24 protein-coding genes are annotated in these 25,162 nt (G+C 67.4%); 6 read left to right on the top strand and 18 right to left on the bottom strand.

Annotated features, from left to right (window positions below; genetic code table 11):
- Positions 1 to 150: 150 nt before the first annotated feature.
- The 4 genes from EDC02_RS25095 to EDC02_RS25080 form a co-directional block, all read right to left on the bottom strand.
- Positions 151 to 1,914, bottom strand: a complete 1,764-nt coding sequence (locus tag EDC02_RS25095; protein WP_123604064.1) for a UvrD-helicase domain-containing protein — start codon at positions 1,912 to 1,914, stop codon at positions 151 to 153.
- 6 nt (positions 1,915 to 1,920) lie between these two features.
- On the bottom strand, positions 1,921 to 3,846 hold the full coding sequence (locus EDC02_RS25090) for an ATP-dependent endonuclease (protein ID WP_123604063.1): 1,926 nt from the start codon (positions 3,844 to 3,846) through the stop codon (positions 1,921 to 1,923).
- A gap of 333 nt (positions 3,847 to 4,179) precedes the next feature.
- Complete coding sequence (locus tag EDC02_RS25085) at positions 4,180 to 4,848, bottom strand: hypothetical protein (protein ID WP_123604062.1); 669 nt, start codon at positions 4,846 to 4,848, stop codon at positions 4,180 to 4,182.
- An 11-nt stretch (positions 4,849 to 4,859) separates the two neighbouring features.
- On the bottom strand, positions 4,860 to 5,846 hold the full coding sequence (locus EDC02_RS25080; protein ID WP_123604061.1) for a hypothetical protein: 987 nt from the start codon (positions 5,844 to 5,846) through the stop codon (positions 4,860 to 4,862).
- Positions 5,847 to 6,054: 208 nt separating this feature from the next.
- On the opposite strand from EDC02_RS25080, the gene EDC02_RS41880 reads away from it, so the two are divergent.
- Entirely contained in the window at positions 6,055 to 6,684 is a 630-nt protein-coding gene (locus EDC02_RS41880; RefSeq protein ID WP_233606282.1) for a hypothetical protein, read from the top strand.
- 503 nt (positions 6,685 to 7,187) lie between these two features.
- On the opposite strand, the gene EDC02_RS25065 is transcribed toward EDC02_RS41880, so the two are convergent.
- The 7 genes from EDC02_RS25065 to EDC02_RS41875 form a co-directional block, all read right to left on the bottom strand.
- Complete coding sequence (locus EDC02_RS25065; RefSeq protein WP_123604059.1) at positions 7,188 to 7,625, bottom strand: Imm1 family immunity protein; 438 nt, start codon at positions 7,623 to 7,625, stop codon at positions 7,188 to 7,190.
- Positions 7,622 to 8,428: a DddA-like double-stranded DNA deaminase toxin gene (locus tag EDC02_RS25060; protein WP_123604058.1), complete on the bottom strand. Its 807-nt coding sequence runs from the start codon at positions 8,426 to 8,428 to the stop codon at positions 7,622 to 7,624. The genes EDC02_RS25065 and EDC02_RS25060 overlap by 4 nt, the downstream gene beginning before the upstream one ends.
- Before the next feature lie 157 nt (positions 8,429 to 8,585).
- Positions 8,586 to 9,107: a DUF6624 domain-containing protein gene (locus EDC02_RS25055; RefSeq protein ID WP_123604057.1), complete on the bottom strand. Its 522-nt coding sequence runs from the start codon at positions 9,105 to 9,107 to the stop codon at positions 8,586 to 8,588.
- Positions 9,108 to 9,392: 285 nt separating this feature from the next.
- Positions 9,393 to 10,028: an AAA family ATPase gene (locus tag EDC02_RS25050; protein WP_123604056.1), complete on the bottom strand. Its 636-nt coding sequence runs from the start codon at positions 10,026 to 10,028 to the stop codon at positions 9,393 to 9,395.
- The gene (gene fxlM / locus EDC02_RS25045; RefSeq protein ID WP_123604055.1) at positions 10,025 to 11,266 is read right to left on the bottom strand and encodes a methyltransferase, FxLD system; all 1,242 of its coding nucleotides are present in this window, start codon (positions 11,264 to 11,266) and stop codon (positions 10,025 to 10,027) included. The genes EDC02_RS25050 and fxlM overlap by 4 nt, the downstream gene beginning before the upstream one ends.
- A gap of 316 nt (positions 11,267 to 11,582) precedes the next feature.
- A complete protein-coding gene (locus tag EDC02_RS25040) occupies positions 11,583 to 11,858 on the bottom strand; it encodes a hypothetical protein (protein ID WP_123604054.1) in 276 nt (91 codons plus the stop codon).
- 184 nt (positions 11,859 to 12,042) lie between these two features.
- On the bottom strand, positions 12,043 to 13,572 hold the full coding sequence (locus EDC02_RS41875; protein WP_233606281.1) for an NYN domain-containing protein: 1,530 nt from the start codon (positions 13,570 to 13,572) through the stop codon (positions 12,043 to 12,045).
- Between EDC02_RS41875 and EDC02_RS25025 the strand changes: the two genes are divergently transcribed.
- Entirely contained in the window at positions 13,571 to 13,786 is a 216-nt protein-coding gene (locus EDC02_RS25025; protein WP_123604052.1) for a DUF397 domain-containing protein, read from the top strand. The two genes, EDC02_RS41875 and EDC02_RS25025, sit on opposite strands and share 2 nt — an antisense overlap.
- Before the next feature lie 104 nt (positions 13,787 to 13,890).
- On the opposite strand, the gene EDC02_RS25020 is transcribed toward EDC02_RS25025, so the two are convergent.
- Positions 13,891 to 14,751, bottom strand: coding sequence for a helix-turn-helix transcriptional regulator (locus EDC02_RS25020; RefSeq protein WP_123604051.1), 861 nt, complete (start codon positions 14,749 to 14,751; stop codon positions 13,891 to 13,893).
- A 610-nt stretch (positions 14,752 to 15,361) separates the two neighbouring features.
- Here EDC02_RS25020 and EDC02_RS39740 point away from each other — a divergent pair.
- The gene (locus EDC02_RS39740; protein WP_148083612.1) at positions 15,362 to 15,655 is read left to right on the top strand and encodes a hypothetical protein; all 294 of its coding nucleotides are present in this window, start codon (positions 15,362 to 15,364) and stop codon (positions 15,653 to 15,655) included.
- Positions 15,656 to 15,683: 28 nt separating this feature from the next.
- Here the strand turns inward: EDC02_RS39740 and EDC02_RS39735 are convergent, their stop codons facing one another.
- On the bottom strand, positions 15,684 to 15,998 hold the full coding sequence (locus EDC02_RS39735; RefSeq protein WP_148083611.1) for a hypothetical protein: 315 nt from the start codon (positions 15,996 to 15,998) through the stop codon (positions 15,684 to 15,686).
- Between the two features lie 350 nt (positions 15,999 to 16,348).
- Between EDC02_RS39735 and EDC02_RS25005 the strand changes: the two genes are divergently transcribed.
- Entirely contained in the window at positions 16,349 to 16,858 is a 510-nt protein-coding gene (locus EDC02_RS25005) for a GNAT family N-acetyltransferase (protein ID WP_123604048.1), read from the top strand.
- 71 nt (positions 16,859 to 16,929) lie between these two features.
- On the opposite strand, the gene EDC02_RS39730 is transcribed toward EDC02_RS25005, so the two are convergent.
- On the bottom strand, positions 16,930 to 17,145 hold the full coding sequence (locus tag EDC02_RS39730) for a hypothetical protein (RefSeq protein ID WP_148083610.1): 216 nt from the start codon (positions 17,143 to 17,145) through the stop codon (positions 16,930 to 16,932).
- A 253-nt stretch (positions 17,146 to 17,398) separates the two neighbouring features.
- Between EDC02_RS39730 and hemC the strand changes: the two genes are divergently transcribed.
- On the top strand, positions 17,399 to 18,322 hold the full coding sequence (hemC, locus tag EDC02_RS24995; protein WP_123605131.1) for a hydroxymethylbilane synthase: 924 nt from the start codon (positions 17,399 to 17,401) through the stop codon (positions 18,320 to 18,322).
- 200 nt (positions 18,323 to 18,522) lie between these two features.
- Here hemC and EDC02_RS24990 read toward each other — a convergent pair whose 3' ends face one another.
- Positions 18,523 to 19,869 (bottom strand): restriction endonuclease, encoded by a 1,347-nt coding sequence (locus tag EDC02_RS24990; protein WP_158632293.1) that lies wholly within the window; start codon positions 19,867 to 19,869, stop codon positions 18,523 to 18,525.
- A gap of 683 nt (positions 19,870 to 20,552) precedes the next feature.
- Between EDC02_RS24990 and EDC02_RS24985 the strand changes: the two genes are divergently transcribed.
- The gene (locus tag EDC02_RS24985; protein WP_233606280.1) at positions 20,553 to 20,909 is read left to right on the top strand and encodes a hypothetical protein; all 357 of its coding nucleotides are present in this window, start codon (positions 20,553 to 20,555) and stop codon (positions 20,907 to 20,909) included.
- Positions 20,910 to 21,051: 142 nt separating this feature from the next.
- Here EDC02_RS24985 and EDC02_RS24980 read toward each other — a convergent pair whose 3' ends face one another.
- The 3 genes from EDC02_RS24980 to EDC02_RS24970 all read right to left on the bottom strand — a co-directional run bounded on the left by EDC02_RS24980 (position 21,052) and on the right by EDC02_RS24970 (position 25,010).
- Positions 21,052 to 22,254: a glycosyltransferase gene (locus EDC02_RS24980; protein WP_123604045.1), complete on the bottom strand. Its 1,203-nt coding sequence runs from the start codon at positions 22,252 to 22,254 to the stop codon at positions 21,052 to 21,054.
- The gene (locus EDC02_RS24975; protein WP_123604044.1) at positions 22,206 to 23,570 is read right to left on the bottom strand and encodes an MFS transporter; all 1,365 of its coding nucleotides are present in this window, start codon (positions 23,568 to 23,570) and stop codon (positions 22,206 to 22,208) included. Before EDC02_RS24975 ends, EDC02_RS24980 begins: the two co-directional genes overlap by 49 nt.
- A gap of 378 nt (positions 23,571 to 23,948) precedes the next feature.
- The gene (locus EDC02_RS24970) at positions 23,949 to 25,010 is read right to left on the bottom strand and encodes a helix-turn-helix domain-containing protein (RefSeq protein ID WP_148083609.1); all 1,062 of its coding nucleotides are present in this window, start codon (positions 25,008 to 25,010) and stop codon (positions 23,949 to 23,951) included.
- Positions 25,011 to 25,162 lie beyond the last annotated feature (152 nt).

The raw sequence follows: 25,162 nt of genomic DNA, 5'->3' as shown, positions 1-25,162 counted from the left end.
CCAGGCTTGCCCGACGGCGCGATGTGGAGGCCTTCGTATGGTGTGCGAAGAACCGGTGCGTCGCGGTTCGGCCGCACCTGATGCGGAACGCGGCGGCCCGCGATCTGCCCGCGGTCGAGGCCATGAAACTGCGGCGCTGAGGCTGGGGTGTCAGGCTCGTGCCCTGGCGTCTCGGGTGTTCTGGACAACCATGAACGGCACCGCATCCCGTTGAAGGCAGGACGTTACGGCGGGCACTTGCAGGTCGGCGGTAACCAGGATGAGAAGGCGCTGGGCGCGGGATGCGCCGACGTACAGCACCCGCCGGCTTTCGCCGGGATCGCCCTTGCTCCAGAGCCCGACCCCGTCGGCGGAGGTGGCGCGTCTCGGCAGCGGCGGGATCGCGACTGCGGTGACCGTTGCCTGGAGGCCCTTGAAGCCGTGGACCGTCGACCAGTCGAGCGCATCGGGTTCGTCAATCATGAGGACGGGCCAGGTGTCGCCGTTCGGGGAGCGGAGGCCGCCGGTGTTGATCCAGCCGTCCCACCCCAACGCCTTGATGCCGTTGCGCATCTCGGCGCGGAACGCGCTGGGTGGGCCGTCGAAGGGCGAGGCCCTGCTGACGAGCCGCAGGCAACCGTCCCGGAACGTGCGTGGGGTGAGTCCGACGGAGCCGAGGAACTCGGCGTCGGCGAGCACACGGTCGTCGTCGCGGCCGAGCCCGCGGAGGATGCCTTCGATCGTCTGCATGGCCTGGGCCCGGGCCCGGGCCCAGGCGCTGGCGCGCAGATCTTGAAGGGTCGCTGCGGCCTGGGCGAGCTGGACGAGTTTGCCGCCGCTTTTGTCGCCCGGCGGTGAGGCGCCGGCGCACTCGCGGGCGTCCTTCTCACCGTAGGCGAGCACCCTGATTTCCTCGTGGGTGAAGCCCATCGACCCGGCGACCTCGATGATCTTCGAGCGAGCGTGGTCGAACCCGCTCACGGGCAGGACCACGACGGGGTACTGGTCGTCCTTCCATTTCCCGAGCGGGATGTCGCTGCCTGTATCGGCGCGCAAGCTGTTGACGACGGCGCAGATCGCCGGGGAGCTTCGGTAGTTGCCGTCGAACCGGCTTCCTTCGGGGACTCGGCCGACGAGGTTCTGGACCGCCTCGATGGTGGAGCCGCGGAAGCCGTAGATGGACTGGTCGAGGTCGCCCACCATGACGGTCTCGATGCCGAAGTCCAGCAGGAAGTTGATGAGGAAGATGTCGCTGCTGTCGCAGTCCTGTACCTCGTCGACGATGACCGACCCGAACCGGGCGCTCATCAGCTGGCCCAACCGGGCCCGGTTGGTCGGGTCGGTGAGGTAGTGCTCCATCAGCACCCGCGTCGCCGCGCAGTCCATCACCCCATTCGCGAGGAACCGGCGAGCCAGGCGTGAGGCATTGGTGTTGGCCGTATTCCGCTGCCAGTCCGAGAGGTTGGTGACGATGCTGCGCTGGGCGTACGGGACCTGGTGGCTGACCAGCCGGGCGTTGCCGCCGTCGTGGTCGAAGGCGAACCAGCCGAGCTGGAACTCCAGCGGCACCCCAGCCACCCCGAACGTGGTGCCCTGGACGGTGTGCCACGAGTCCTTGAACGTGGGGACCGTGCCCGTCAACGCCTTGTACAGGGGCGTGACGATGAACCGGTTGATGAAGCCGTCGATGGTGCCGACGTAGTTCGGGGCCGTGAGGAGGTCTGGCCGCTGGGCGCACCGCTGACGCGCCTCGTTGATCGCCGCGTTGGTGAACGACAACAGGGCGACGCCCTGCCGGGCGGGAACGCCGGGGCGCTGGGTGAAGCGCTCGACGATGCTCTGAGTCTTCCCGGCGCCCGGGCACGCCGGGACGAAGACGCTGCCCGGCTTGTCGATGAGGGCGCGCTGCGCCGGCGAGAAGTCGATCTCGTCCATGCCCGCCTACCGCATCGCCGACTGGATGGCCTGTGCGAGGTAGGCGGGGCACTTGAGCGTGCCGCCGCTCTGGATCAGCTCGGCGACGTCATGAGCGAACTCGCCCTTGCCGATGTACCGCTTGGTGGTGCGCAGTTTGCGGTAGAAGACCTCCGCCGGGTTCGTGCTCATCGCGAGCGTGTTCCAGAATCTGCCCGACCTGGGCTTCTGTCGCTTGAACGCGGTCTCCAGCAGCGGGCCGTTGACCGTGAACGGGTTCATCAGGTCGGCCTCGAGGGTGAACTCGGCGGCGAAAACGGCGAGGATTGAGTCGGCGCCCAGTTGGGTGGCGATCTCTTCCAGCCGGTCCTTGCGGCTGAGTGTGGCGGCCGGCTCGTCCTCCGTCTCCGGCTCGACGGCCTCGGGCTCATCGTCGAGACCGTCGTCTTGGTCGACCTCGTCATCGATGTCGGGGTCGCCGTCGGTGATGACCACCAGCCGGTCGACGAGCCGAACGCCGTTGACCTGCTGTAGGAGGAGCTTAAGGTAGGGGCCGAAGTCGACGCTGCCGATGCTGATGATCGACACAGCCCGGAATTCGCGGCACTTCGCCCCGTAGTCGGCCGCCGCCCTGTCGAAGACGCAGTGGCGTGCGAGCGGCGGCAGGATGACGGCCTCGGAGACACCCTCCACAAGGATCGCGCGCCGGGTGAACAGCAACTCGGCGCGGCTGACGTCGAGATACTGGTCGATCTTGCGGCGTTCCTCGTCGGTCAGGTCGATGTCGCACAGGGCAATCGCGGCGGTGCCGCGCTGGACGCCGGTCGGCGCTTCCTCGGCCTCAGCTACCGGGGACCCTTTGGTGGTCTGGGTCTCCTGGGTACGCAGGACCACGATACTGCGGATGCCCACCGCGCTGGCCAGGTTCGGCGAGTGGGTCGTGGCGACCACCTGGATGCGACCCGCCGGGCCGTCGGTGTCGTCGCGCAGCGACTTGGCGGACTGCTCTTGGAGGTAGTCCAGGAGCACGGCCTGCAGTTGCGGGTGGAGGTGGGCCTCCGGCTCCTCCACGAGGAAGAGCGTGAGCTCGGCGTCCTGGGCGTTACGTAGCTCGATGATGACCGACGCCATGTAGAGCAGGTTGGCGTAGCCGAGGCCCGAGTCCTCGATGTCGGCGAGGTCGACGCCGTGCTCGGCCATCTTCAGGCGAAGGCCACGGGCGAGCCGCTGCAGCCGGACATCGCGGAAGCTCAGACCGATGACCTGTCCCCGGACCGGATCGGTGAGGTCGCTGACGTGCTCCTGCAGCCGCTTCTGGGTGCCGGTGATGACGTCGTGTTCCTCGAGCTTGCGCAGTCCGTCGATCGCCTGGTCGAGGAAGTCCGTGCGGGACGCCTCGCTCGTCAGGTACTTGATGATGAGCGCCATGCGGTTGCCGGTGGCGGAGTCCAGCTCACGCTTGGCGTCGCGCAGCGGCGCCAGGTAGACGTGCCTGATCTGGTCCCGCTTCTCGGGTTCGGCGTCGGACCCGGCGGCCCGGCCGACTAGGTTTTCCACCTTGGACCGGCGGGGTACGTCCATGTCCGGCCGGAATCGGGTCATGTAGTACGCCTTGTTCGTCGCGAGATCGAGCGCGCCGATGTACTGGCCTTGCTGGAACCGCGTCAGGCCATCGAACTCGCCCACGATCTCGATGGGTCCGTCCGCGCCGGTGGAGACGTCGTCGGCCTCCAGGTAGCGGACCCGTCGCCCGCTCAGTGGCGTGGTGAGCAGCCGTATCGCGTCGATGACGTTGGATTTGCCGGAGTTGTTGTCGCCGACGAGTAGCGTCAGGCCGGGCTGGAGCTTGATCTCCACGTCGCGACACGAGCGAAAGTTCGTGAGCCGCAGGCCGGCGAGATACATGCCGTCCCCCGTGGTCGGCGCGCTGAGCGCGGTCGGCGCTGTGGACATGGTGGCCGGAACTCCCGCCTAAAATGGGATATAGTTTGCATGAGCGTCAGACGAGCGCAATGCGGAAGAGGGCAATGCCTTGCCGACCCGTCGTGTTTGCGCCCGGTCTACTGCGGGGTACGCGATCAGTACGGGTTCGCGATGAGGCGTACATGTTCGCGGGCATGTCCCGATCGAGGACACCTGACCGCAGGCCGAACGGCACGGCCGGACGAGCGGGTTCGCCACCCGTACTCGACGAGCAACATGCCATGCGGTGACCGCGAGGATGGATAAGGTGCGGAGCCTGGTTTGGTCCTCATCGCTGTTTGCCGCCTTTCCCGTTCTGTCGGCTCAGCGCGCTTCCCTCCGTTCGCCGCGCAGGTAGGTGTTGACCCTGTTGCCGAGCGCGGTCAGGCGGTCGATGGTGTGGCGGAGCCGCTGCCCCTCAATCCGCATCTGCTCGCGCAGGTCGTCGTCGGGGACCCGCTCGTGCAGGATGGCCTGGACGTCGCCTTCCAACGTTTCGGCGACGAAGGTGAGCAGCTCGTTGTGCGCGTCGAACAGGCCTACGGCGTCGTCGTCATGCTTGGCCTCCACGGCCTGCCAGTACGGGCAGAAGGCTCTGGTCCGGTCCGGCACCTGCGCGTCCTCGGCCACGATGACCGCGCCGAGTTCGACGCCGGCCGCGGGCCGCAGCCCACCTTGGTGCTCTCCAACGTGCGCCGTAGGGCCGCCGTTCTGGGGCACGAGGACGGGAAGGGCTGTCGCCACGGCGGCGGCTCGGTCCTCCACCTCGTCGAGCGTCAGGTCGCGATCGATGCGGGCGTGGGTGGCCACGCTGATCGGAGTCTCCGCCGGCAGCCTCGCCATCAGCGCCGCCAGTCCCCCGGCGGTTCGGATCTCAACCTGCGCGCCACCCAGAACGGACTCGACCGCCGCAACCGCCTCGGCCTGATCCTCACGATCGTCGCGGTCGGCCCCGCCGTCGTACGGGCTGTTGACCATCAGCCGGTCCTCCACACGGTGTCGCTTCAATCCGCATTCGGCTCGGGATCGAACTGGCTGAGCCACTCCACCTCGCCGTTCGCCTGTGTAGCGACCATGCCCGCCACGAGCCACACCAACGCGGGCAGGAACGCGTCGCCCAACCGCTTGAAAGCTTCATCGAACGTGGTATTCGGGGCGAGAGGACTGCCCAGGAGGCCGGCGAGTTGGAAGGCATAGTCGGCCGCCTCGCCTCCCAGATGCTCCCGGATCCACTCCATCGCCGGACCAGCCAGGTCGCCGTTCGCCCTCTCCTTCGCGCCGGTCAGCCACATCATCAGCACCGCGATCATGGTGCTGGCTGCCAGGCCTGCGGCCTCCGGGTCGTCGGCGGCTTCGAGCGCCTCCGGGATCCGCCAGGCGGGCTCGTCGGACGGAGTGCTGATTGTCTCGTTGACGAGTTCACGGAGGCCCTCGGCGCCGAACTCGACGCTGTCGAAGAAGTCGATCTCATCGTCATCGTCGTCTTGGTGTCGGGCGACGGCGTCGTGGTAGGCCTGTACCTCGGTCGCGCTGAACAGGTGCTCGTTTTCGCTGGTGACGATGTAGCCGACCTCCCGCCAGGCGTGGATGAACGCCGGATCGACCCCGGTTTCCTCGGCGGCGGCGATCATCGCGGTCGGGTCCTCGTCCCAGTGCCGCTTGCCCATCGGGGTGGGCTCGTCCGCGTCCGGGTCGAAGAACACCGGATCTTCCGGTCCCGGGTCTCGGCCGAACTTCGCGCGGAACGCCTCGCGCTGGGCCTGGAACCCTTCGCGCATCTCCTGGCCCAGGCCGGATTCGCTGTCCCAGGTGAGAGTTGCGGTGCCGTCCGGGTGCCGTGTGCGCTGGACGAACCGGGGGTCTCCCTGGCGCTCCAGGATCTTCCGGGCGTGTTGCTCCCGGAACTCCTCCTGCCTGGCCAGTTCACGTCGTTGTAGACGTGCTCGCTGCTGGGCGGCGAGGCGCTGGCGAGGCGTGCGCTTTTTCGGCATGGGCCGGTCCTCTCGAGTCCTGCCGGTGGGTCCCCGTCGGACCCCGTCGAGCATTATCCTGGTCGACACCCCGAGCTACGGCCCCCCGCGCGGGGTGTCGACGATCGTCCTGATGCGAGGGGCGGCGGGACGGCCGACAAACCACAGACTGCCACCGGCGATCGTTTCCTCGACTCGGGATCGCGTGCGCCGGTGGACACTCAGAAGGGTGGAGCAGGTGCGTAAGCGTGCGCAGTTCCGGCAGATGGTCGAACGACTTCGAGATGAATGCCGGGCGCAGGGACTCACCCTGGCACCGGCCGCTGCGGAGGACGCTGTGGCCGACATGGTTCAGATCATGGCGAGTGGTCTCGGCGTGCGTGAGGAGACGATCGTACGCACCTACCTCGATACCATCGATGTCGCCGCTATGGTAAAGGACCTCGCGCGAGCAGACGAGGCGCAGAAACGAGAAGTTGCAGACGCTTCACCCGCAGTGATCAGCCTCGAAGCCACTGGTCAGCTCGTGGCGTCACTCGCCCAAGCGGTCCGCTGCGTAAGCCTGAACCACGAGCAGCTTATGCGCGGAGACAGCGACAAGTGGGATGCGATCGGAGTCCTCGACGATGCGAGCAACGGGCTGACCCTCGTCGGTGAGGCATTGGAGAAGCACCACCCGGCACCTCACGGTGTCTCCGTCCTCTGGAGCGACGAGAGCGTCGTCCACGCGCGACGCGCCCTGACACGAACCGTTGAGAACCTACGCAGCGGCGCGTGGTCGTTTGGGTTCGGAGCGGAAATGGACGCTGGCGTGGCCACCCGAATGACCACGGATCTACAGAAACTCCCGCAGGACTGACGCCCGGTACCAGTGCTGAAAGCCGCCGTACGCCCCAGTTGAGCCCTGAAGGACCGTCGCCAGGGCGTCTCCGCCTGTGCGCAGCGAAATCCCTTCCGCTCGCCACCCACACGGGCGCCGATTCGGTCAATTCGCCATGAGGCCGAGTAGGCGGTGCCAAGGGCTGCGGTGCGGAGGATGCGATGGTCGAGATGGCGTCCTTCGGGTAGCTCGACGTCGGCGGTAGCAACGTGGACCCATCGATCGCGGAGAAGCTGGATGACGAGGCGGCGTTCTTCAAGGTCGAGGGCTTGGGGCGGTGAGCAGAGCGACGATGTAGGCGAGCCGAAGTGTCTGTCGCCGTGTGCTTTGGCGAGACGCAGGGCGGTGACCAGGTGGTTGTCGCGCGACATCTCGTTCACCTCGGTGTGTGCCCACCACCTGCTGCCGTTCTCCGGGTATGCGATGTCCGGCACCTGCAGGAGGCAGTTCGCCTCGGTGATGGCTGCCAGTGGGGAGGAGCGTCAGCCCTTGGCTGGCTCGTCCTGCTCGTCGTAGCTGGGTGTCTGCCAGTCGAGGCAGGTGGGCCGTTGGCCGTTGGTGGTGAAGAACTCCTGCACGGCCTGCCGCGCGGTGGTCACGGGAATGGCCGAATTGTCGTAGGCGTCGGTGCGGGAACCGCCGAAGTTGTAGGCAAGATCGGCGGGCTGGTCGAGCGTGCCTTTGCTGGCGGCGATCTCGACGAACGTGTGATGCCAGACCAGGACGCTGAGGTCGTGCCGGCCTAGGCAGACTTCCAGGACGTGTTCCTTGTCGCTGGTCTCCAGTGACACCATGACGGGGAACCGCTGGTACTCGGGGGTGGCGGCTATCCGGTCGAGTAGCGTGTCGAGGTCGTCGAGCCGGTCGATGGCCACCGGCTCGGCGCGATCGTAGGAGACCGTGACCGGCTCGCTGCTCATGCCAACCCCTTTCCGTTGCCCTGGTACACGGTGACATACCGGTTCGGGCCGTAGACGGTGAGTGTCGTGTCTTTCGGCAGCACATACGGTAGAACCCGGTCACAGCCCATCGGTTCCACGCATGGCGTGTTGTTCAGGTACAGGGTGGCTGCTGTGAGGCCACGGGTGCGCATCAGCGCTGCCGCGTGGCCTTCGGCATGGTCGAGGGCGGACACGTAGTGCTTGAACGGCGGACGGAGGCCGGGGCCGCCCTTACCCGGCCCGCCCTTGCCGCTGTGCACATCACTGATCCTCTCGCCGTCCGTCGTGGTGATTACCCCGTTGGTCGGGGCGTCCGCCGACCGGCGCACGGGCAAGGATTCCAGGAACCCCGGCACGTATGGAGCCGGCGCGGCGTCACCCGCCGGTGTTGACTGGCCGGACGCAGTCTCAGCCGCCGCCCGCGGCTGCGGGCTGACCTCACGCCGGCTACCCGCTGCTTCAGGCCGCGTTGATGCCGCTGCCGCCGCCGGCGGTGCACTGTCCCGGGGCAGGGCGAGGACGACGCCGATGGCCTTCCCGTACTCGATGATCGCCATCGTTGCTTCGGCAAGGTGACGGTCTGCCTCACTCAGTCGCGTGGTGGAGGCTGCCGCCGCCGCGAGGGCCTGTCGTACGAGGATGTGATCGCTGCCGGCGGTGACGGCTTGTAGCCGGTTCGATGCGGCGTTGACCGAGGAAACGGTGGCGGCCAGGCAGGCGCGTTGCCGAGCGATCTGTTCGAGCACGGTCTGCAGCCCGGCAGCGACCTCGTCAAGACTCACCCTTACCGTCCTTCGCCACGTCCCACGAGGCCTTGCCGCAGCCCTGTCGGCAGGACGAGCGGTGCGTCTGCTGGATGCGTTGGTGGTGTTGGCGTTCCGTCGTCTGCCCGCTTGGCCGTCGCGTCTGCGGGGTTCGCGTGCCCACCTGGCGCCCTGCCTACCTTTGCAGGCTGGCCGCGATGTAGTCGACCAATGGGTCAAGGCCGAGTGCGGCTCGCCGCTGGTCAACCGTGTCGGAGTCGGCGATCGGGTATGCCGTCAGCCGGCCGTCTGGGCCGGGGCGCAGTTGGGTGCCGTAGATTTGCGGCTGGCCGGCGTGTGTGGCTACCCGGTCAGTCAGGTAGGCCAGGTCGACGGCGCTGGCCTCGTTCGCGGCTACGGCGGCGCGCATGAGGTCGAGGAAGCGCTTCTGCTGGTCCAGGTCGTGGTCGGCGTGTTGGGCCAGCAGCCAGGCGGCGTTGGCACCGTCGTCGCCGATAAGACTGCGGGTGGGCCACCCGTGCTCGCTGACGATCTCGGCCAACCGGGCGGTGTTACGTTCGTCGACCCGCGTCCACTCCCGGGCGAGGTCGTCGGGGATCTCCCCGCCGGGCCCTGCCCGCTCACCTGCGGCCTTCCGGACACGCTGGTCCTCATCCGCACGGGCTAGCAGCTCATGCCGCAGCTCGTCGTTCACCATGGTTCGCCCCAACAATCGTTGTGGTCGGCCCTCGTTCCGCTGAGTCACATTGTGCTACGGGTAGGGCAGTGGCGGCGGTGGGCTGGTCGCGGTGAGTCGCTGGCAGACACTGAGGATTTGGCCTGCGACATGGCCAGGTCGTCCGGGGGCGGACAGGGGCAGGCGGGTGGTGGGCCACTGTGAACCGGTTAGCGTCCACGTCGAGCCTCGATCAACCTGCGCGATCTCGACGACGACTACCTCGGCTTCATCGTCGGTTCACGCGCCGCCCGTCCGCACGATGGGTCACCTGCCTGCTGCGGTGGTGGCAGCGGCCTGGTCGGATTCGTGGGCGCAGCGCCGGCACCGCCGTGGGCATGGCGTCTGCGGTGTCACGGCGGTGAGGCCGCTGGCGTGCAGGATGGTGGTGACCGTTTGCTCGAAGGTGCTGGTTTCGCCGATGACCGTTTCGCCGGGGCCGCCGAGCAGGTCGCGATGGGCGTACCAGCGGCGCATCTCGTCAGGGGTCACGGGGATGGGCTCGGTGCGGTTGAGGTGGCGGCGGGCGGTTTCGTCGAATGAGACGTCCAGGTAGAACACGGCGACCGGTCCGGGATGACTGTCGATGAGTTGGAGCAGGACCGTGGCGTAGCGTTCGGTGTGCAGGATGCCTTCGAGGATGACGTGGTAGCCCAGGTCGAGGGCGGTGCGGGCGGTCGCGGTGATGAACGCTGGGGCGACCGGCTGGATGTGGGTGCTGTCGTGCTCCCTCAGGATGGTTCTGCGTAGGTAGTCCTGTTCCAGCAGGGCGCAGCCGCGCCCGTAGCGGTGTCGTGCTTCTCGGGCTGCGGTCGTCTTTCCGCTTGCCGAGTTTCCGCGCACGATGACGATGGCCGGGAACTGGGGCGAGAGTCGTTCGACGTGCGGCGGGTCGGTGGTCATCGCGGGTTGCCTGGGGCGGGCCAGGTGACGGCGGTCGTGGCGTGGCGGCGGGTCACGAGCAGCTGGGGTCCATCGGGTTTCGGCGGGTGTGTGCCGGTGGGGTGCACGGTGATCGTCGGACCGGGGTGGTGCCGGTGGTCGTGTTCCCAGACCGTGATGAGGTCGAGCATGTCGGCGGTGAGGGTGTCGGCGTCGGGTCCGAAGCCGTGGACGCCGAACTGCCAGGTGGTGTCGTCGAGCTTGCGCATCGCGAGGTAGGCGAAGCTGTCGGCCGTGAGTAGGGTCGGGCAGAAGAACCGGTCTTGCGGGTCGACCAGGCCGGCGGCGCGTTCGCGGTCGACGGCGAGGGTGCCGAAGGGCCGGGGTTGGCTGGCCAGCCACAGGTGCAGTGACTCGAAGGATGAGCCTTCCTGCATCGTGATGGTGACCGGCGACCAGGTCTCCCGCCGCGGGGAGTGCAGCGCCGCGGCGAGTGCGTCCGGGTTCACCTCGGTGGTGGTGTCGTCCAGGATCAGGACGACGTCGTCGCCGTGCAGGGCCGGGCGGCAGGTGGGCTGGCGTCCGTTGCCCTGCATCGGTACGAACCCGCATTGCAGGGCCGCGGTGGCGAGAAGATGATCCTCGTGGCGTCGCAGGGTGAGGCACCGGGTCATGCCGCGTATCCGCAGCGGCACGATGAGAACACCCTCTGGGGTGAGTTGGTCGAGCCAGGCCGGGGGAAGGTCCGGTGTCTCCACGGTGACGATGATGGCGTCGTACGGGGCGCTGGGCTGGTGTGCGTACTCGCCGTCGCCGTGTACCACCGTCACCTGCGGGTAGCCGGCACGGTCCAAGCCGGTACGGGCGCGGTCGACGACGTCGGCGTCGATGTCGACGGTGACGACCGTGCCGTCCGGGCCGACGACGTCGGCGACCAGCGCGGCGTTGTAGCCGCCGGAGCCGACTTCAAGGACCCGGGCACCGGGTGCCAGCCTGGCTTGCTCCAGCATGTAGGCCTGCAGCCACGGCGCGGAGATCGAACTCGTCGCGCGTCCGTCCGGGCCGGGTCTGGTGACGACGACGTTATCGGCGTATGCGGCCTCGACGCTGACGCCGTCGGTCGCGAACAGATGTCGCGGCACCCGGCGAAACGCCGCCTCCACCGCCGGCGAACTGATCCACCCGTTGGCGATCAGCTGGTCGGCGAGCCGGGCACGGGCCTCATCCGCAGAGACGGTGTCAAGCGCGGAACCAACCATATGTTTTGACCCTCCGTGAGCAGGTGATGCGGATGCGTGGCGACGATATCGGGCGCATATGACAAAACGCGCCCCCTGGAGTCGCCTCGTGGGGAGGTCCTCGGACTCCCGCCCGTCGCCCTTCCGGGCAGTGGTTATGCAGGGTCGAGATTTGTCTTTTGGGCAAGTCCAAGGAGTGGTGGTGATCGGTATGTATCGACCATTTTGGTGCAAGGTCGACGCGATCGAGGTGACGTTGTGCAGGCGGTGGGCTATCATCGGCTTCGTCTGCCCACTTCGTGGCACGGCCGCACCGAACCCGAACGCCGCACCGCCATCAGCACCGCGCGTGCAGCAGGCCGTGTGGACCGAGGAGCACGCCCCGACCAAGGGCGGCAAGCTGCGGTCGAGGTGGCGGATCGCGTCGACGATGTCGCGGCGGGGTTGATGATTCGGCGGCCGCCAGATCCAGCCGGCGTACCTGCCGACGCAGGACCGCGACTTGGTGCCGCAGCACGAGCACCTCGACCGCGTTGGCGTGCCCGCCGCGATTCAACAGGATGATCAACCGCAGTGCCTGACGAAGAATCAGGTAGCCGAACGACAGGATCATGACCGTCAGCCTGACGCCATCCATCGATCCCACGCGGACAAAGTCGCACGTCACCGGGCGTGGCCGACTTTCCGAACGGTACACGCCGTGCTCGCCGTCTGTTGCGCGACATTCGGCGTCAGCGGGATGGCATCGAACGGGTTCGTTGCCGCCAACGCACGCGCTTGCTGTGCCAGTTTCGCGTTCAGCCGGCGGTCGTCGAGCCTGGGGCTCTGTCGGCCGCTGGGGCTACGCGGGACTTCGGAGTCCGTGTTGGTGACTGGCGTTTGTCGCGGACGTAGATGACGCCGGGCTTGCCGCCTCCGGGGTTGCGTCGCTCCGTGTCGAACAAGGTGGTCGCGGTGACAAGGTCGCTGAGTTTGCCGTAGCCGTAGCTTCGCGGGTCGAAGTCTGGGCGCTGCTTGAGGATGATGTTGCCGACGTTGGCCAAGGATGCCCAGCCGTCGTCGTCGGAGGCGGCCTCGACGGCGTTGCGCAGGAGAGCGACGAGTGCGGTGTCGTTCTTGGGTGGGGCGATGGTCGGGGCGGCTCTCGTCGGCGTGATGTCCTCTGGGGAGGGGTCGCCGGTGTAGTTCAGGTTCTCGGTGTAGACGAACTTGTCGCAGGCGGCGACGAACGGTTTCGGGGTCTTGCGTTCGCCGAAGCCGTACACGGTGAGCCCGGACTCACGCAGCCGGGACGCCAGGCGCGTGAAGTCGCTGTCGCTGGACACGATGCAGAATCCGTCGAAGCGCCCGGAGTACAGCAGGTCCATCGCGTCGATGATCAACGCCGAGTCGGTGGCGTTCTTGCCGGTGGTGTAGGCGAACTGCTGGATGGGTTGGATCGACTGGGCGAGCAGCAGTTCCTTCCAACCTCGAAGGCCGGTGCCGGTCCAGTCTCCGTAGGCGCGTTTGACGTGGGCGGTGCCGTATTTGGCGACCTCGGCCAGCAGCGCCTCGATCGCCGACGGTTGTGCGTTGTCCGCGTCGATCAAGACAGCGAGTTTGGCGGCGGTGTCCATCACGTCCTCTGTTCTGGAGACTCGTTGGGTCTGGCTACCACCCGCCCAACGCTCCCATCCTGGCAGATGGCTCGCCGACAGCGGCACCGACGTCGTGCTCAGCGGAGTCCGGATGCCCAGAATGAACTCGATCATGGGACGCTGGATCCAGGAGTGCCGCCACGAACCCTCGACCGGATCCTGATCTGGAACCAGGCTCACGGCGATCGACGCCGGAAGTCCGGTGCCGACTCCAGTGAGCTGCCCGAACATACGATCATGTCGCTTGACCAGCGACGGCAGGTGGGACCGAGCGAAGGCATCTGCGCGGAATTTTGAATGGCAGCTTGCAGAGTGGTAGTTGCGGACCTGGTTGCCTGGCATTCGCTTATACGAGCCGGTCAACTTCGGGACAAAGAAGCCATCCGCGGCGTAAGTATCTGCGCCACTCTGTTGAGGTGTGCACTCCTGGGCAGGTTTTCGGGCCAGCAGGGATCCTGCAAGAGTGGAATTTCCACCGCTGGCGCGGCGTGGACGGTTTGCGCCGGTACGAGTACCCGCGCATCCTGCGGGTGACGTCGAGAGCGTCGCGCTGTTCTGCTGCTGTGGCGCTGGCCATCGGTTGCCGCAGCTGCATACACTCGACGTATGTTCATCAGCGTCGATGATTTTCTGGTCGTGCCGCTGGTGGTGTTGACCTTGCGGTGTGATCTGTTGCTGCGGTCGGATCATGATAGGAGGAGTGGTGGTCGAGAGTAGCTGGAGGAAGAGTAAGGCGAGTATGGCGGGTGACAACAATTGTGTGGAGGTGTCGTCCGGGACGGGGCGTGTTCTCGTCCGTGACTCGAAGGATCCCGATGGGTGCCGGCTGAGTTTCCCGACAGCGGGGTGGGCATCGTTCGTCTCCTCGCTGAAGGCTGACATCAGCCCGAATGGCGCCTCTTGACAGTTCTGTGGGTGTTGTCGACGGTGCCCGCCCCGCCGCGGGAAGAGGGGTTCTCCTACGGTGCGATGGTGGGGTCACGGGCGGGCCTCGCCGGCTACGTGTTGTTACAGTTCTGATTGTGCGGCGGTAATCAGGCGGAGGGTGTCGTCTTCGCTGGCCGCGATGGTTTCGAGGGTGTCGAAGTCCTGTCTGTATCTGGCGATGTCCTCCGGGCTGTCTTTTGTGGCCAGGCTGCTCTGGCCGCTTTCGAGGAAGAGCAGGTCGTCGTCGGCGGGGTCGGGGAACTCCAGAATGACGAATGACCCTCGTAGTCCGGGGTGCACTCCGGCGCGCAGGAAGATCGCCCTGAGGTGGACGTGTTTGAGCGCGGCGATCTCTTCGAGGCGTCTGAGTTGCGATCTCATGACCTTGACGCCGCCGGCGGGTCGGCGGAGAGCGGACTCGTCGATGATGAAGTGTATCTGGGGCGGGTCGGGTCTCTCGATGATCTCCTGTCGTTTCATTCGGACCTCGACCTGTCGCTCGATCGTCTGAGCGGAGAGTTCAGCGCCACCGACGCCGGTGATGACGGCCCGGGCGTACTCCTCGGTCTGCAGGAGTCCAGGAAGGACCTGTGGCTCTCCCTGACGTATGACCGATGCTGATCCTTCGACGTTGAGGTAGGTCAGGAAGTCCGAGTTCAGGATGTCCCGGTATGGACCCCATTGCTGTCTGCGGCCGTCCTTGGCCATGGCCGCCAGTTCATTGACCGTGGCGGGGTCCGAGACGTTGTACTCCTCCAGGAGCGTGCGTAGGTCGCTGCGGGAGATGCCGACCTGCCCGGTTTCGATGCGGATCATCTTGGACAGCGACCATCCCAGCTGCTCCGCCACCTCCTTCTGGGTCAGTTGTCTGTCCAGCCTGAGCCGACGTAGCTCCACCCGCAGCCGTCGTCGCTGCACCGCGGGGTCCGTGCCTGTTGTCATTGGTGCCTCTTCCTCCCCGTTTCGCGAGTTCGTTCGGGGCACCCACTGCAATGACCAAAGGTGCAGGCGCGACCACTGTGGGTAGTTGTCTGCAACTTGCCATAAGCTAGTAGCTACCCCGGTAGGATCCCACGGTAACCTAGCTAGTCGCTCCTAGCGACGAGCAACTAGGTACCTGAGACGGCCATCTACGACGGGGAGTCGCCACCGCGCTGAGCCGTACCGAGGCAACGCCGCCTCCGCACCACCCCCCAGCACGCACAGCCCATACAGAAGGACGAGCTCGGTGCCCAGCAGCACGCCCCCCTCCGCAGACAACGGCGGGTCTCGGAGCACAACGACGGCAGCACCCACCACATCGGCGTCCCACCCGCACGGCCAGGCCACGGAGTCTGGCAACGACGACGCCGGCGACGCACACACAGGCGGCGACACCACCGACACCCTCACCGGCGCGGACCACTCCGCCACCGCGCCGGTCGACGAGCTCACGACCGGCTCCGCCCGACCCGCGCCGCAGCCACCCCCGCGACACCCAGACGCCCCCACCCGAGGTGGCGACAGCAACGTCCCTGCGATACGGCCACCGGCCACCCGCACCACAGACTCGGTGCCTCGCGGCCCCGCGCCCGTCGTCGCGATACTCGACTTCCTCGAACGCCTCATCACAAACGGGCACACCACCGAGGAGGCGGCGAAGCTCTACACCATGATCGTGAAGCCCTGGCAACGAACCGTCCTGGTCCTGGCCTGCCTGCTCGCGTTCATCGTGACGGCATGCCTCATCACGGTGGTCCTCGTCCCGAACATCGCCGTGCTGCTGGCGGTACCCGCAGGCGGCGCCCTGTTCGGACTTGCGCAGCGGATCCGAGCATGGTGGCGCAAGCGTCCACCGCGGGGATGAGCGTCGACGTTACAAGAAACAGGTGTGTCTACCGTTCATCCCGGACACGAACAAGCCGCTCGACGGCCGGACCCAGCACCGGCTGCAGCCACCAGCCGACCAACCCGGTCCCGACCACCGTCCCGACCAGGACAAGCACCACACGAACACCCAAACTCAGACCGTCGGCGAAGACCCGCACCAGCAAGGCCACCACGACCAGCAGCACGCTCGCCACGGCCATGCCCGCACCAACGACGACAACAACACCTACCACCCGTCGTCGTGCCGCCACACGGCCGCGCCGCCGCTCACCGCGATCCACGTCCATGTACTCACCCATCGCATCGTGATCGACGATCATCTTTGCGAGTTTGTGGCTTGAGGAGCCAGAACGCCTGCTCACGACCGATGATCCCCTAGCTTAACCCCGACCCTCATTCCAACACATCGACCAACGTGCAGGCCAGGGCAACACCTGCAAAGACGAGCACGACCCAGATGACCAGCGGTAGTCGATCTTCCTACCGCGCAGACACACCGACGAACAGTGGATCCCCTCGCCCGGACGGCCGACCGGAACAGCCCCGAGAGAACAAGGTCAGGCTCCGCACGCCAGCCCGCGACGCGCCCGCGACACCGATCCCGCCACAGCCTCGGGGTTTGAGGAACAGACCGGCCGCGCCTGGCTCGGCTGTCTGTGATCCTTGACCTATGACCGACTGGCTGGTGAATCCGCTGATCGCCACGAAGGTGCTGCTACGGTCGCCTGCGCCGGGTGATGAGCCGGCGCTGGTCGAGATGGCGACCGACCCTCGCGTCTGCCGGTATTTGAAAGGACCGGTTGAGCTGGGCGTCGCCGAGGAGCGTGCCCGCCGCAGGGTCGAAGCGCCGGAGTGGGGCAAGTTCGTCGTGGTTGCGTTGACCGGTGGGGAGGTGGCTGGCCAGGGAAGTATTGCGCGCAAGCGTGGGTCGTGGGAGGTGTCGTACAAACTACGGCACGCATACTGGGGGCTCGGGATGGCCAGTGAAGCAGTCACGCTGATCCGTACCTGGTTCTTCGAAAACATCGCGGAGGAGCCTTTGGTCGTTACGACGCAGCGCGCCAACGAACGTTCGCGGCGACTGCTGGCACGAGCGGGTGCGACGTTCACCGGCGCGTTCGAGCAATATGGGCTGGAGCAGGAGCGCTACGAGTTCTACGCGAATGAGCGTCCAGACTGACTCGACGCCACTACTCCAACTTCGATATCCTTTATTGTGCGTGAATCCGTAGAGTTGATATTGGCGCCAGCTTACGGATTGGCGAATCTGCAACTGACGCCGGTGGCCTTTCGACCGTGAATTTCGCTGTCGATCACCACGGCGGCGATCGACTCTTCGTGAAGGCGTACTCGCCCGGCAACGACCTGGCGGCTGAACGGGCGGCTATCGACGTGGCGCGCTTCGTGCATGCTGGTGGCATCGACACCGCGGCAGCGGTCGGGGACAACATCGGGGATTTCCTGCACGTCGCGGAAGGTGTAGACGAGACTGGTCGCGGGGAGCGGCTGGTCGTCCGCTCCGATGCATCGCCCCGACCACCGGGACCACCTCCGTCGCTGACGATCGCGGAGAGGCAGCCGTTGGCTGCGCAAAGGTGACGGTCATCGACCGGGCCGCCGGTTGACGGCGCGAAGCATGGTGGTGGATTGAGTCGCCCCGGCGCGTCGCTCCTGCTGTTCCGGCCAGGACGGGGTGCGGCCGTACGCTGTCTGGGTGGCGATGCATCTGATCACCGTCGGTACTCGATCCTCTCCGATGGCGCTCGCGCAGGCGGAGCAGGTCGCCGGGGTGTTGGCGCTGCTCGATCCTGCTGTGGAGATCCGGTTGGCACCGATGACGACCAGCGGCGACCGGTGGACCGGTGACCTCGCGGTCATCGGCGGCAAGGGCGCGTTCGTCCGCGAGTTGGACCGCGCCCAACTCGCCGGGGAGGTCACGATCGCCGTGCACTGCCTCAAGGACGTGCCCGGCGACGTCGCCCTGCCCGAGGGGTTGACGATCGCCGCCTACCTGCCACGCGAGGATGTGCACGACGCGGTGGTGTCCCGCCACGGCGGCACGCTCGACGACCTGCCCGCCGACGCGACCGTGGCGACCAGCTCGCCGCGCCGCCGCGCCCAACTCGCTACCCGCTGGCCCCACCTACAGGTGACCGCCGTACGCGGTAACACGAACACCAGACTGCGCAAACTCGACCAGGGCGAGTACGACGCGATGATCCTCGCCGTCGCCGGGCTCCGCCGCATCGGCCAGACCGCCCGGATCACCCAGGTGCTGCCGGTCGAGGACATGCTGCCCGCCGTCGGCGCCGGCACGATCGTGGTCACCACCCGCACCAGCGACACCACGACCACCCGCCTCGTCGCCCAGCTGAACGACCCGGCCACCGCGCTGGCGGCCACCGCCGAACGCGCCATGCTTCGCGCGCTCACCGGCCACTGCCACAGCCCGATCGGCGGGCTCGCCCAAGTCGAGACCGACACGGTACGACTGCACGGTGCCGTCTACAGCCCCGACGGCGCCAAGCAGGTCACCGCGACCATGCGAGGACCCCACTGCGACGCCGACGACCTGGGACGCCGAGTCGCCGACGCCCTGCTGCGGGCCGGGGCGCGTGACCTCATCGCCTCCGCGGCCAGCTGATACAGAAGCAGGACCACGAAATCTCTGCCCTGCGGGCCGCCTGGTCTGTCCACAGGACATGGGAAAGCAGGGCACGAACTACGGCACCGGGCAGGGCGGTGATCCCGCTCGCACGCACCCAGCCCGCCCCGTCGGACAGACGGCGGCCGCTCGCGAGGGCATGACCGTGCAGTCATCAGCGCCGGTTATCGGGGTAGGAACTACACCAGACTGGGCAGGTCAAGTCGAGCGACTACCGGAACGACGGTGGCGTGGTCGACCGGTGCGCCGGCCAGGATGATCAGGGCATCGCGGATACGCGCCGCTCCGCGCACCGGGCCGGTCAGGTTGATCGGCGTGGGTTCGGTCGCCTGCCCGGTGGCGGTGTCGAGGACCGTGATGAGGACGTGGCGATCGGCACCGACGATCAGGACGTGGCGCTCGTCGAGACGGATGAGGCCGTGCGGCCGGCCGACCGGGGTCTCGATCCACCGGTGCTCGCCGGTGTCGACGTCGGTGATCGCGCTGTGCCCGTCGCCGAGCACGAAGAACGTGCGGTCGTGCAGCCAGCACGCCGCCTGGCAGACGCCCGCCGGGAGCCCTGCGGGCCATCGCTGCTGGTCGCCGAGGTGGTCACCGACCTGCACCAGGCTGGCGTGCTCGGTGCCGGGCCAGCCGACCGTGTCGCGGTCCAGCAGCCACGGCTCGCCGTGTGGGCCGGGGACGATGATCGGCGGGCGGGTAAAGCCGCCTGCGGCCACTTCCAAGGCGTCCTGCCGGTGGCGCAGCACCCCGCCGTTGCGGACCACGAAGAGGTCACCATCGGTCGTGGCTAACGGGCTGCCGACGCAGTCGGTGAGTTCCAGACGCCGGCGAGGCTGGGCGCGGCGACCGACGGCGAGGTCCATGATGCCGTCGTCCACGGTGATGAGCAGTCGGCCGCGGTCGGCGGTGATGCCGGCGAGCGTCGCGCCGTAGGCAGTCACGGTGGGATCTACCGCGCCAGGTGCTGCGACGGCAGCCGGGGTGAAGCCATCGGGGACACCCAACCGTAGCGGTTCCGGGTCAGGGCGTCGTGGGCGCAGAAGCGCCGCCAACGGCAGGTTCGGGTGGCCGAACACCGACAGCGACCGGTTCACAGCGTCGATCAGTTCGGGTCCGGACACGGCACCGCTGATCAACGCTTCCAGGTGGGTGCGGTCGAGCAGTACGACGTCGCGGGATCGTTCGGCGCGGCGTAGCGCGCTGACGGCGAATCCCGACCACGAGGCAAGGATGCCCATGGTGCCCGGTCGCCGCTCGGTCAGCACATCCCTCAGGTGGCGTAGCGGCTCGTCGGTGATCGGGTCGGCGTACCACTTCGCCTCCAGCAGCCACCAGGTGCCGTCGTAACAGAACGCGACGTCGACTTCGCCGTGCGGCCCCCGCTGATCGGCCTCGGCGTCGATTCCGTCGCGAACCAGTGCGTCGGCGAGCAGGGTGTTGAACCGCATCCCGCGTACCGACTCAGTCATCCCGCCGACCTGCTTGCGCAGGTCGGCGTACCGGCTCACGAGACTGGTGTTCATCTGCGGTCCGGGATCGGTGGGCACCGCGTCAGTATCCCAGCCGCCGGGCACGGCCCCCTGACGGAGGAAGCCGCAAGACGCCCGCTGTCGGCGCCGTCCGCACCACCTGAGGCGACGGTGTCGTCCTGGCGGCCGCCGACGAGCGCGGCGCGGTGGGGCACCTGCGGGTGATGCCGGCCGTGGCAGAACGTGCACGTCCACCGGACTGCTGGTGGGCGGTCTGCTGACGAGGCCTGCATCGTCTATCCGTGACGAGCCACTCGCTGCATTCAGACGACACCTCGGTGGCGCCGCTGGCAATCTGGCCGACCGTTGGACCTCGCACCGTGACGATCTCCCGGCTACGTCCTGACCTCCCGAGCTACGAACGATCACTCGTATCGATCGACAGCACCCGAGATCGCGCAGTCGCGCGAGGTGAAGACCACCTCGTCGTGGCAGGATCATCAGGGCGGGAGAGACACGCTGACCTGAGCTACCAGCTACGGCACGTGAGTGGCTGCAGTGTGGATGGGTGACGATGAACCGCTTCGGTCGCGCGCAGTCCAGCCTTTCCGGCGAGGGTGATCCGGTTGAGGATTTCCGCGAGCCGGTGCTCATGTCGCTGAACCGGTCTACTACGACCTGATCTGGGTCGGCGAGAAGCGTCACGAGTTCCGGCGTCGGTTCCTGACGGGGCGTCGGTGCGCTGGTACGTCTACCTGTCCGCTCCGGTGGGCCGTCTCGGAGCGGTGATCGACCTTGGGCCTGCCATCGTGGACACGCCGCAGCGGATCGCCGACATCGCCGAGCGTGCGCGTGTCGGCAACGGTGCGTCGGTGTTGGAGTACGTGCAGGACCTGGAGCGGGCGTTCGCGATCCCGATTCAGCACGTCGAGGAGCACCCGGGGATGTCGTTGGAACAGCTCAGGGTCGAGCTGGGGGCGTTTCAGCCGCCGCAGGGATACACCAGGTTGCGTCAGCATCCCGAACTGTTGAGTCTCTGTGAGAAGGTCACGGCCGGCTCGCCGACCCGCGAGATGACCGTGGCTGGTCACTAGCGGCGATCGGCTGACACGGACTGGGGGTGAGTATCATCGCTCGTCGTCAGGCGCCTTCCGCGGGCGCCGTCGCCGTCGCGTCGGGCCCGCCTCGCGCCGGGGCGGACGCTGGAGAACAGCGTCGCGGTGATCGGCCGGCGTGCTACACGAGGTCTTCCACGGCCTGCACGATCTCCTGTGGTGAGGGCATGCGGTCGACTTCGGCGCGGACCTGTCGGGCACCGGCCCGGTGGGTGCCGCCGTCCAGGATCGCTGTGGCAGCGGCCCGGACGCGGCCAGGGCGGAGATGGTCGGGTCGGATGGTCAGGCCCATGCCGGCGGTCTCGCAGGCGTGCGCGTTGGCGGGGCGGTCGGCGCCAGCAGGTACGCATACGACCGGGACGCCGTGGGCGGCCGCGGCGATCACGGTGCCCCAACCGCCATGGCAGATGACCAGGTCACACGACGGCAGTAGCCGTGTCAGGGGAACGTAGGCGGTGACGGTGATCGACGGTGGTTGGGGTTCGACTCGGACCGGATCGCAGTTGCCGGTGGTGGCGACGACGTCGGCGTCGAGATCGCGCAGGTCGCGGAGGATGGCGTTCAGCACGTCGACGCGGCTGCTGACCGTTCCCAGGCTGACATGGATCAGCGGCCGTCCACGACGTCGCGCGGGCGGTGACGGGCCGGGTGTGCTGGTGTCGTCGAACGGGACGGGCCGCAGGGACCGGGTATGCGGTGGGCGTGGCCGCCGGGTGGGCAGATCCAGCGACGGCGGGCACACGTCCAGGTAGAGGTCGCCGTCGACCCAGTTCAGGTCGTCGCCGGTGAACCCTGAGCGTGACCACAGGCTACGCAGCCGGGCCGCCCCGGCGTCGACGACTTCCTCCACGTTGAGCCAGCGGCCGATCCCGTGGACCACGCACGGGACGCCGAGAATCGCCGCGGCGACGGCCCCTCCGAACTCCCAGATCTCACGCACAATGACGTCGGGCCGCCAACCGCTTGCCAGGCCGATGAGGTCTTCGGCCATGTGCTCTGCGGTGCCGCAGAAGATCTCGTCGAGGAAGAACCGTTTGCCGTCGTCGCCGACGACCGTGTGGAGCGCGGGAAATGCGGCTGTCGCCTCAGACTCCAGCCAGTCCAGACCCGCGCTGGCGGTGGGCAGGCCCGTCCGTTCCAGCTGAGGTTGGAAGGAGGCGGAGGAGACGAGAAGCACGTCGTGGCCGGCGTCTGCCATCGCCCGGGCCAGGGGGACCAGTGGATGCAGGTGACCAAGGGCGGGTTGGGTGGTCACCACGACACGCATCAGCTGTCTTACCTCCTCGCGTTCGTCGCCGACCTTGTCGATGGCCTCCGCGGCCATCGGCGTGCGGGTGGATCGGGTGCGGCAGGTCCGTCCTGGCTCGGCACGTACCTCATGTCCTTGCGTGCATCGTCGTCGTGCCAGGGTAGTAGCGCTGTCGCGGTGAGCAGGAGCGCCGCAGTAACGATCAAGGCGGTTCTGGCGGTGGTGGCGGCGGCGAGGAGACCGGCTGCGGCGATGAAGACCGGCTGGACCGTCTTGGACGTGATTGACCAGGCCATGACGACACGCGACATGTACTCGTCGGTGGTGGCGTTCATTCGGTAGGTCGCGAAGGTGGGGTTGAACAGGCCGACGAAGAGCAGCAGCATGAATTCGGACACGGCGATCAACGCCAGCCCGCCGAGGGTGGCTGGGGCGAACGGGATCAGTCCCAGCCACAGGCAGCGTCCGACGCCGGCAGCCAGCAGCACCGTGCGGTGGCCGAGGCGGTCGATGAGCGGCCTCGCCAGGAGCGAACCGACGACGCCGGCGAGCGCCGAGAAGCCGAGTACGAGCCCGTACTGCCACGGGGCGAAGCCGCGATCGCGCAGCATGAAGACCGTCAAAAGCGGGGATGCGGCCATGATGCAGCCGCCGAAGACCATCGCGTTGAAGAACAACGCCGTCAGGCCACGATGGCGCAGGATGTACCGCCAGCCGGCCAGAACGTCAGCGGACCAGTGATGCTCGGCGGCGCGCCGCGGCGGCGGACGTTCGGGAGCGGTCAGCCGGCGGATGCCGGCGGCGGAAGCGAGATAGCTGATCGCGTCGACCACCATCGCGGCCGGTACGCCGACCCAGGAGATGAGGAGGCCGCCGGCGGGCGGGCCGATGGCGTTCGCCGTCCACAGGGTGGCCTCGAAGCGGCTGTTCGCTTCGGCACGGTGTTCGCGTGGCACCAGCGCCTTGAGGTTGGCCACGCTCGCGCAGTTGAACGCCAGGGTGGCCACGGTGTGCACCACGGCCACCAGACACAGATGCCAGTAGGTGAGCCAGCCCAGATAGGCGGCAGCCGGCACCGACGCCACGGCGAGGAACCGCAGCAGATCCGTCCCGATCATGACCGGCCGCTTCGAGCGGTACTCGATCCACGGTCCGAGCGGCAGCGCGACCACGGCGGCGACCACACCGGACAGGACGGTCAGCATCGACACCCGCAGGTCCGAGGCATCCAGGAGCAGCACCGCGATGATCGACAGCGCCGAGTAGCCGACAGCCGTCCCCAGCTCGCTGGCACCGAACGCGGCCCACAGCCACCGGAAGTCACGACGCCAGATGCCGCCGGAAACCCGATCGGGAGACAGCGTGAAGCCTACCGACGCGGACGTTGACATCCGATGAGCGTGAAGGAGACGGCCGGCGGCAACAAGCAGCCACACCGCAGCGTCGGAGCATCCGCTCTATCGGGCAGGCATCCTTCAGCGCCACCCGTGACCTCGGACCCAGGACTGCAGGAACGGGGAGCGTGTTCGTCTACAGTGGTTTCCCATCATGGGGTTACGCGCCATGGGTGGAGTCGCATGTAGTGACTCTCGTCGTTGCGAGCCTCGCAGGAAGGCGGATCGATGGTTCCCATCAACTTCACCCACGTGGCTCCGACCAGGTCCGGCAGTACGGCTCGGTGGCGGTGCGACGCTTGCGTTTTCGGCAATTCGCCACCGGCTCCAAGTTTTGCCATCCGGATTATCCGTTCAAGGCTGTATGGCGAGGCACTAGACCCGCCGGCTTTGCTGTTCGATGTTGCATAGGTCGTCCATTATAAACTGATAGAGACTTCCGGGAGCGCGACAGACGAGGACCGGGATGGAGGGCATTCGGTTGCGGCTGTGGCTGTACAACCCGAGGACGGCGGTGTCGTCGAGTCGGTAGAAGGAGTACAGCCGATCGCCGGGTCGATAAAGGATCTCGACATCGGCCCCGTCTGGGCGGCGTAGGAGTTCGTAGTCGGCGCGCGTGGCCTCGATCCGCCTTCGCATCTCCTCGACGGTGATGGCGAACCGGTCGGCAAGCGTGGCGATGGTCGTATCGTCGGCGGGATCGGGCAGGAACACGCGGATCTTGCTGCCGGGGCGGGCGGCGAGGTCGTGAAGGTGGCGGGCGTGGAGGTTTCGCCAGGTCTGTCCGTAGGCCACGAAAATGTCGAGTTGGCGGACTCCGGCGAAGAGTTGCTCCCATTCCAGCTCGTTGAGGTAGTTGGTTCCGACTCGCAGTAGTCCGGCACCCGCTATGTCGGCCGCCAGTTTGGCGTCGAGGTCACGCCGATGGTCCGGCTCGACGTCGGCCTTGGCGCGCAGCCAGGCGATGTCCTCTCTGGCTGCGGCCCGCAGTTCTGCGGCGTCTCGTTCGGCGGCGGCGCGGATCGCGAGTGCTTCGTCGAGGATGCGCTGTGCGGACTCCTGTGTCGCCGCCTGCTGCCCGATCGGTTCGCTTGCCGGGCGGGGTGCGGTTCGTTGTTCCGCGAGCCGGGTCCACGCGGCGAGCCATCGCGGGTCGGTTCGCGGGTCGATGCCGCAGGCTCGTAGGTAGGTGAGGAGGACCTGTTTGCGCGGCAGGCGGCGGCCGGCGAATACGTCGGCCATCGTGCTGCGCGGCATGGGGGTGCCGTGGCGGCTGCCCCATTGTTCAAGGCCGCGATAGGAGATCTCTGCCTGGGCGCGAAGTCTGCTCAGGCAGGCGGCGAGTTCGGGGATCGAACCAGCGGTGGTCGGATTGATGTCCGTCTTGGGGAGCTGGGGGCGTCCGGCGATGTCCGGAAGTGTACCGGGCGCGGGCACGTCGCCGGGCCACCGTGACGGTCCGGAGCAGGGTTGTCGCCGTGGGCCGTGTCGGGAACGTCCGATGGGCTTGCCGGACAGTGGCCCGGTCGTTTCCCATGTCATTAGCAGCACGCGGCATTACCCGGCTAGTGGATCTCGGGCGTTCGGCG

Source organism: Micromonospora sp. Llam0 (genome assembly GCF_003751085.1).
In the GTDB taxonomy this organism is placed as follows: Bacteria; Actinomycetota; Actinomycetes; order Mycobacteriales; family Micromonosporaceae; genus Micromonospora_E.
This window is presented reverse-complemented; position numbering and strand designations above follow the sequence as displayed.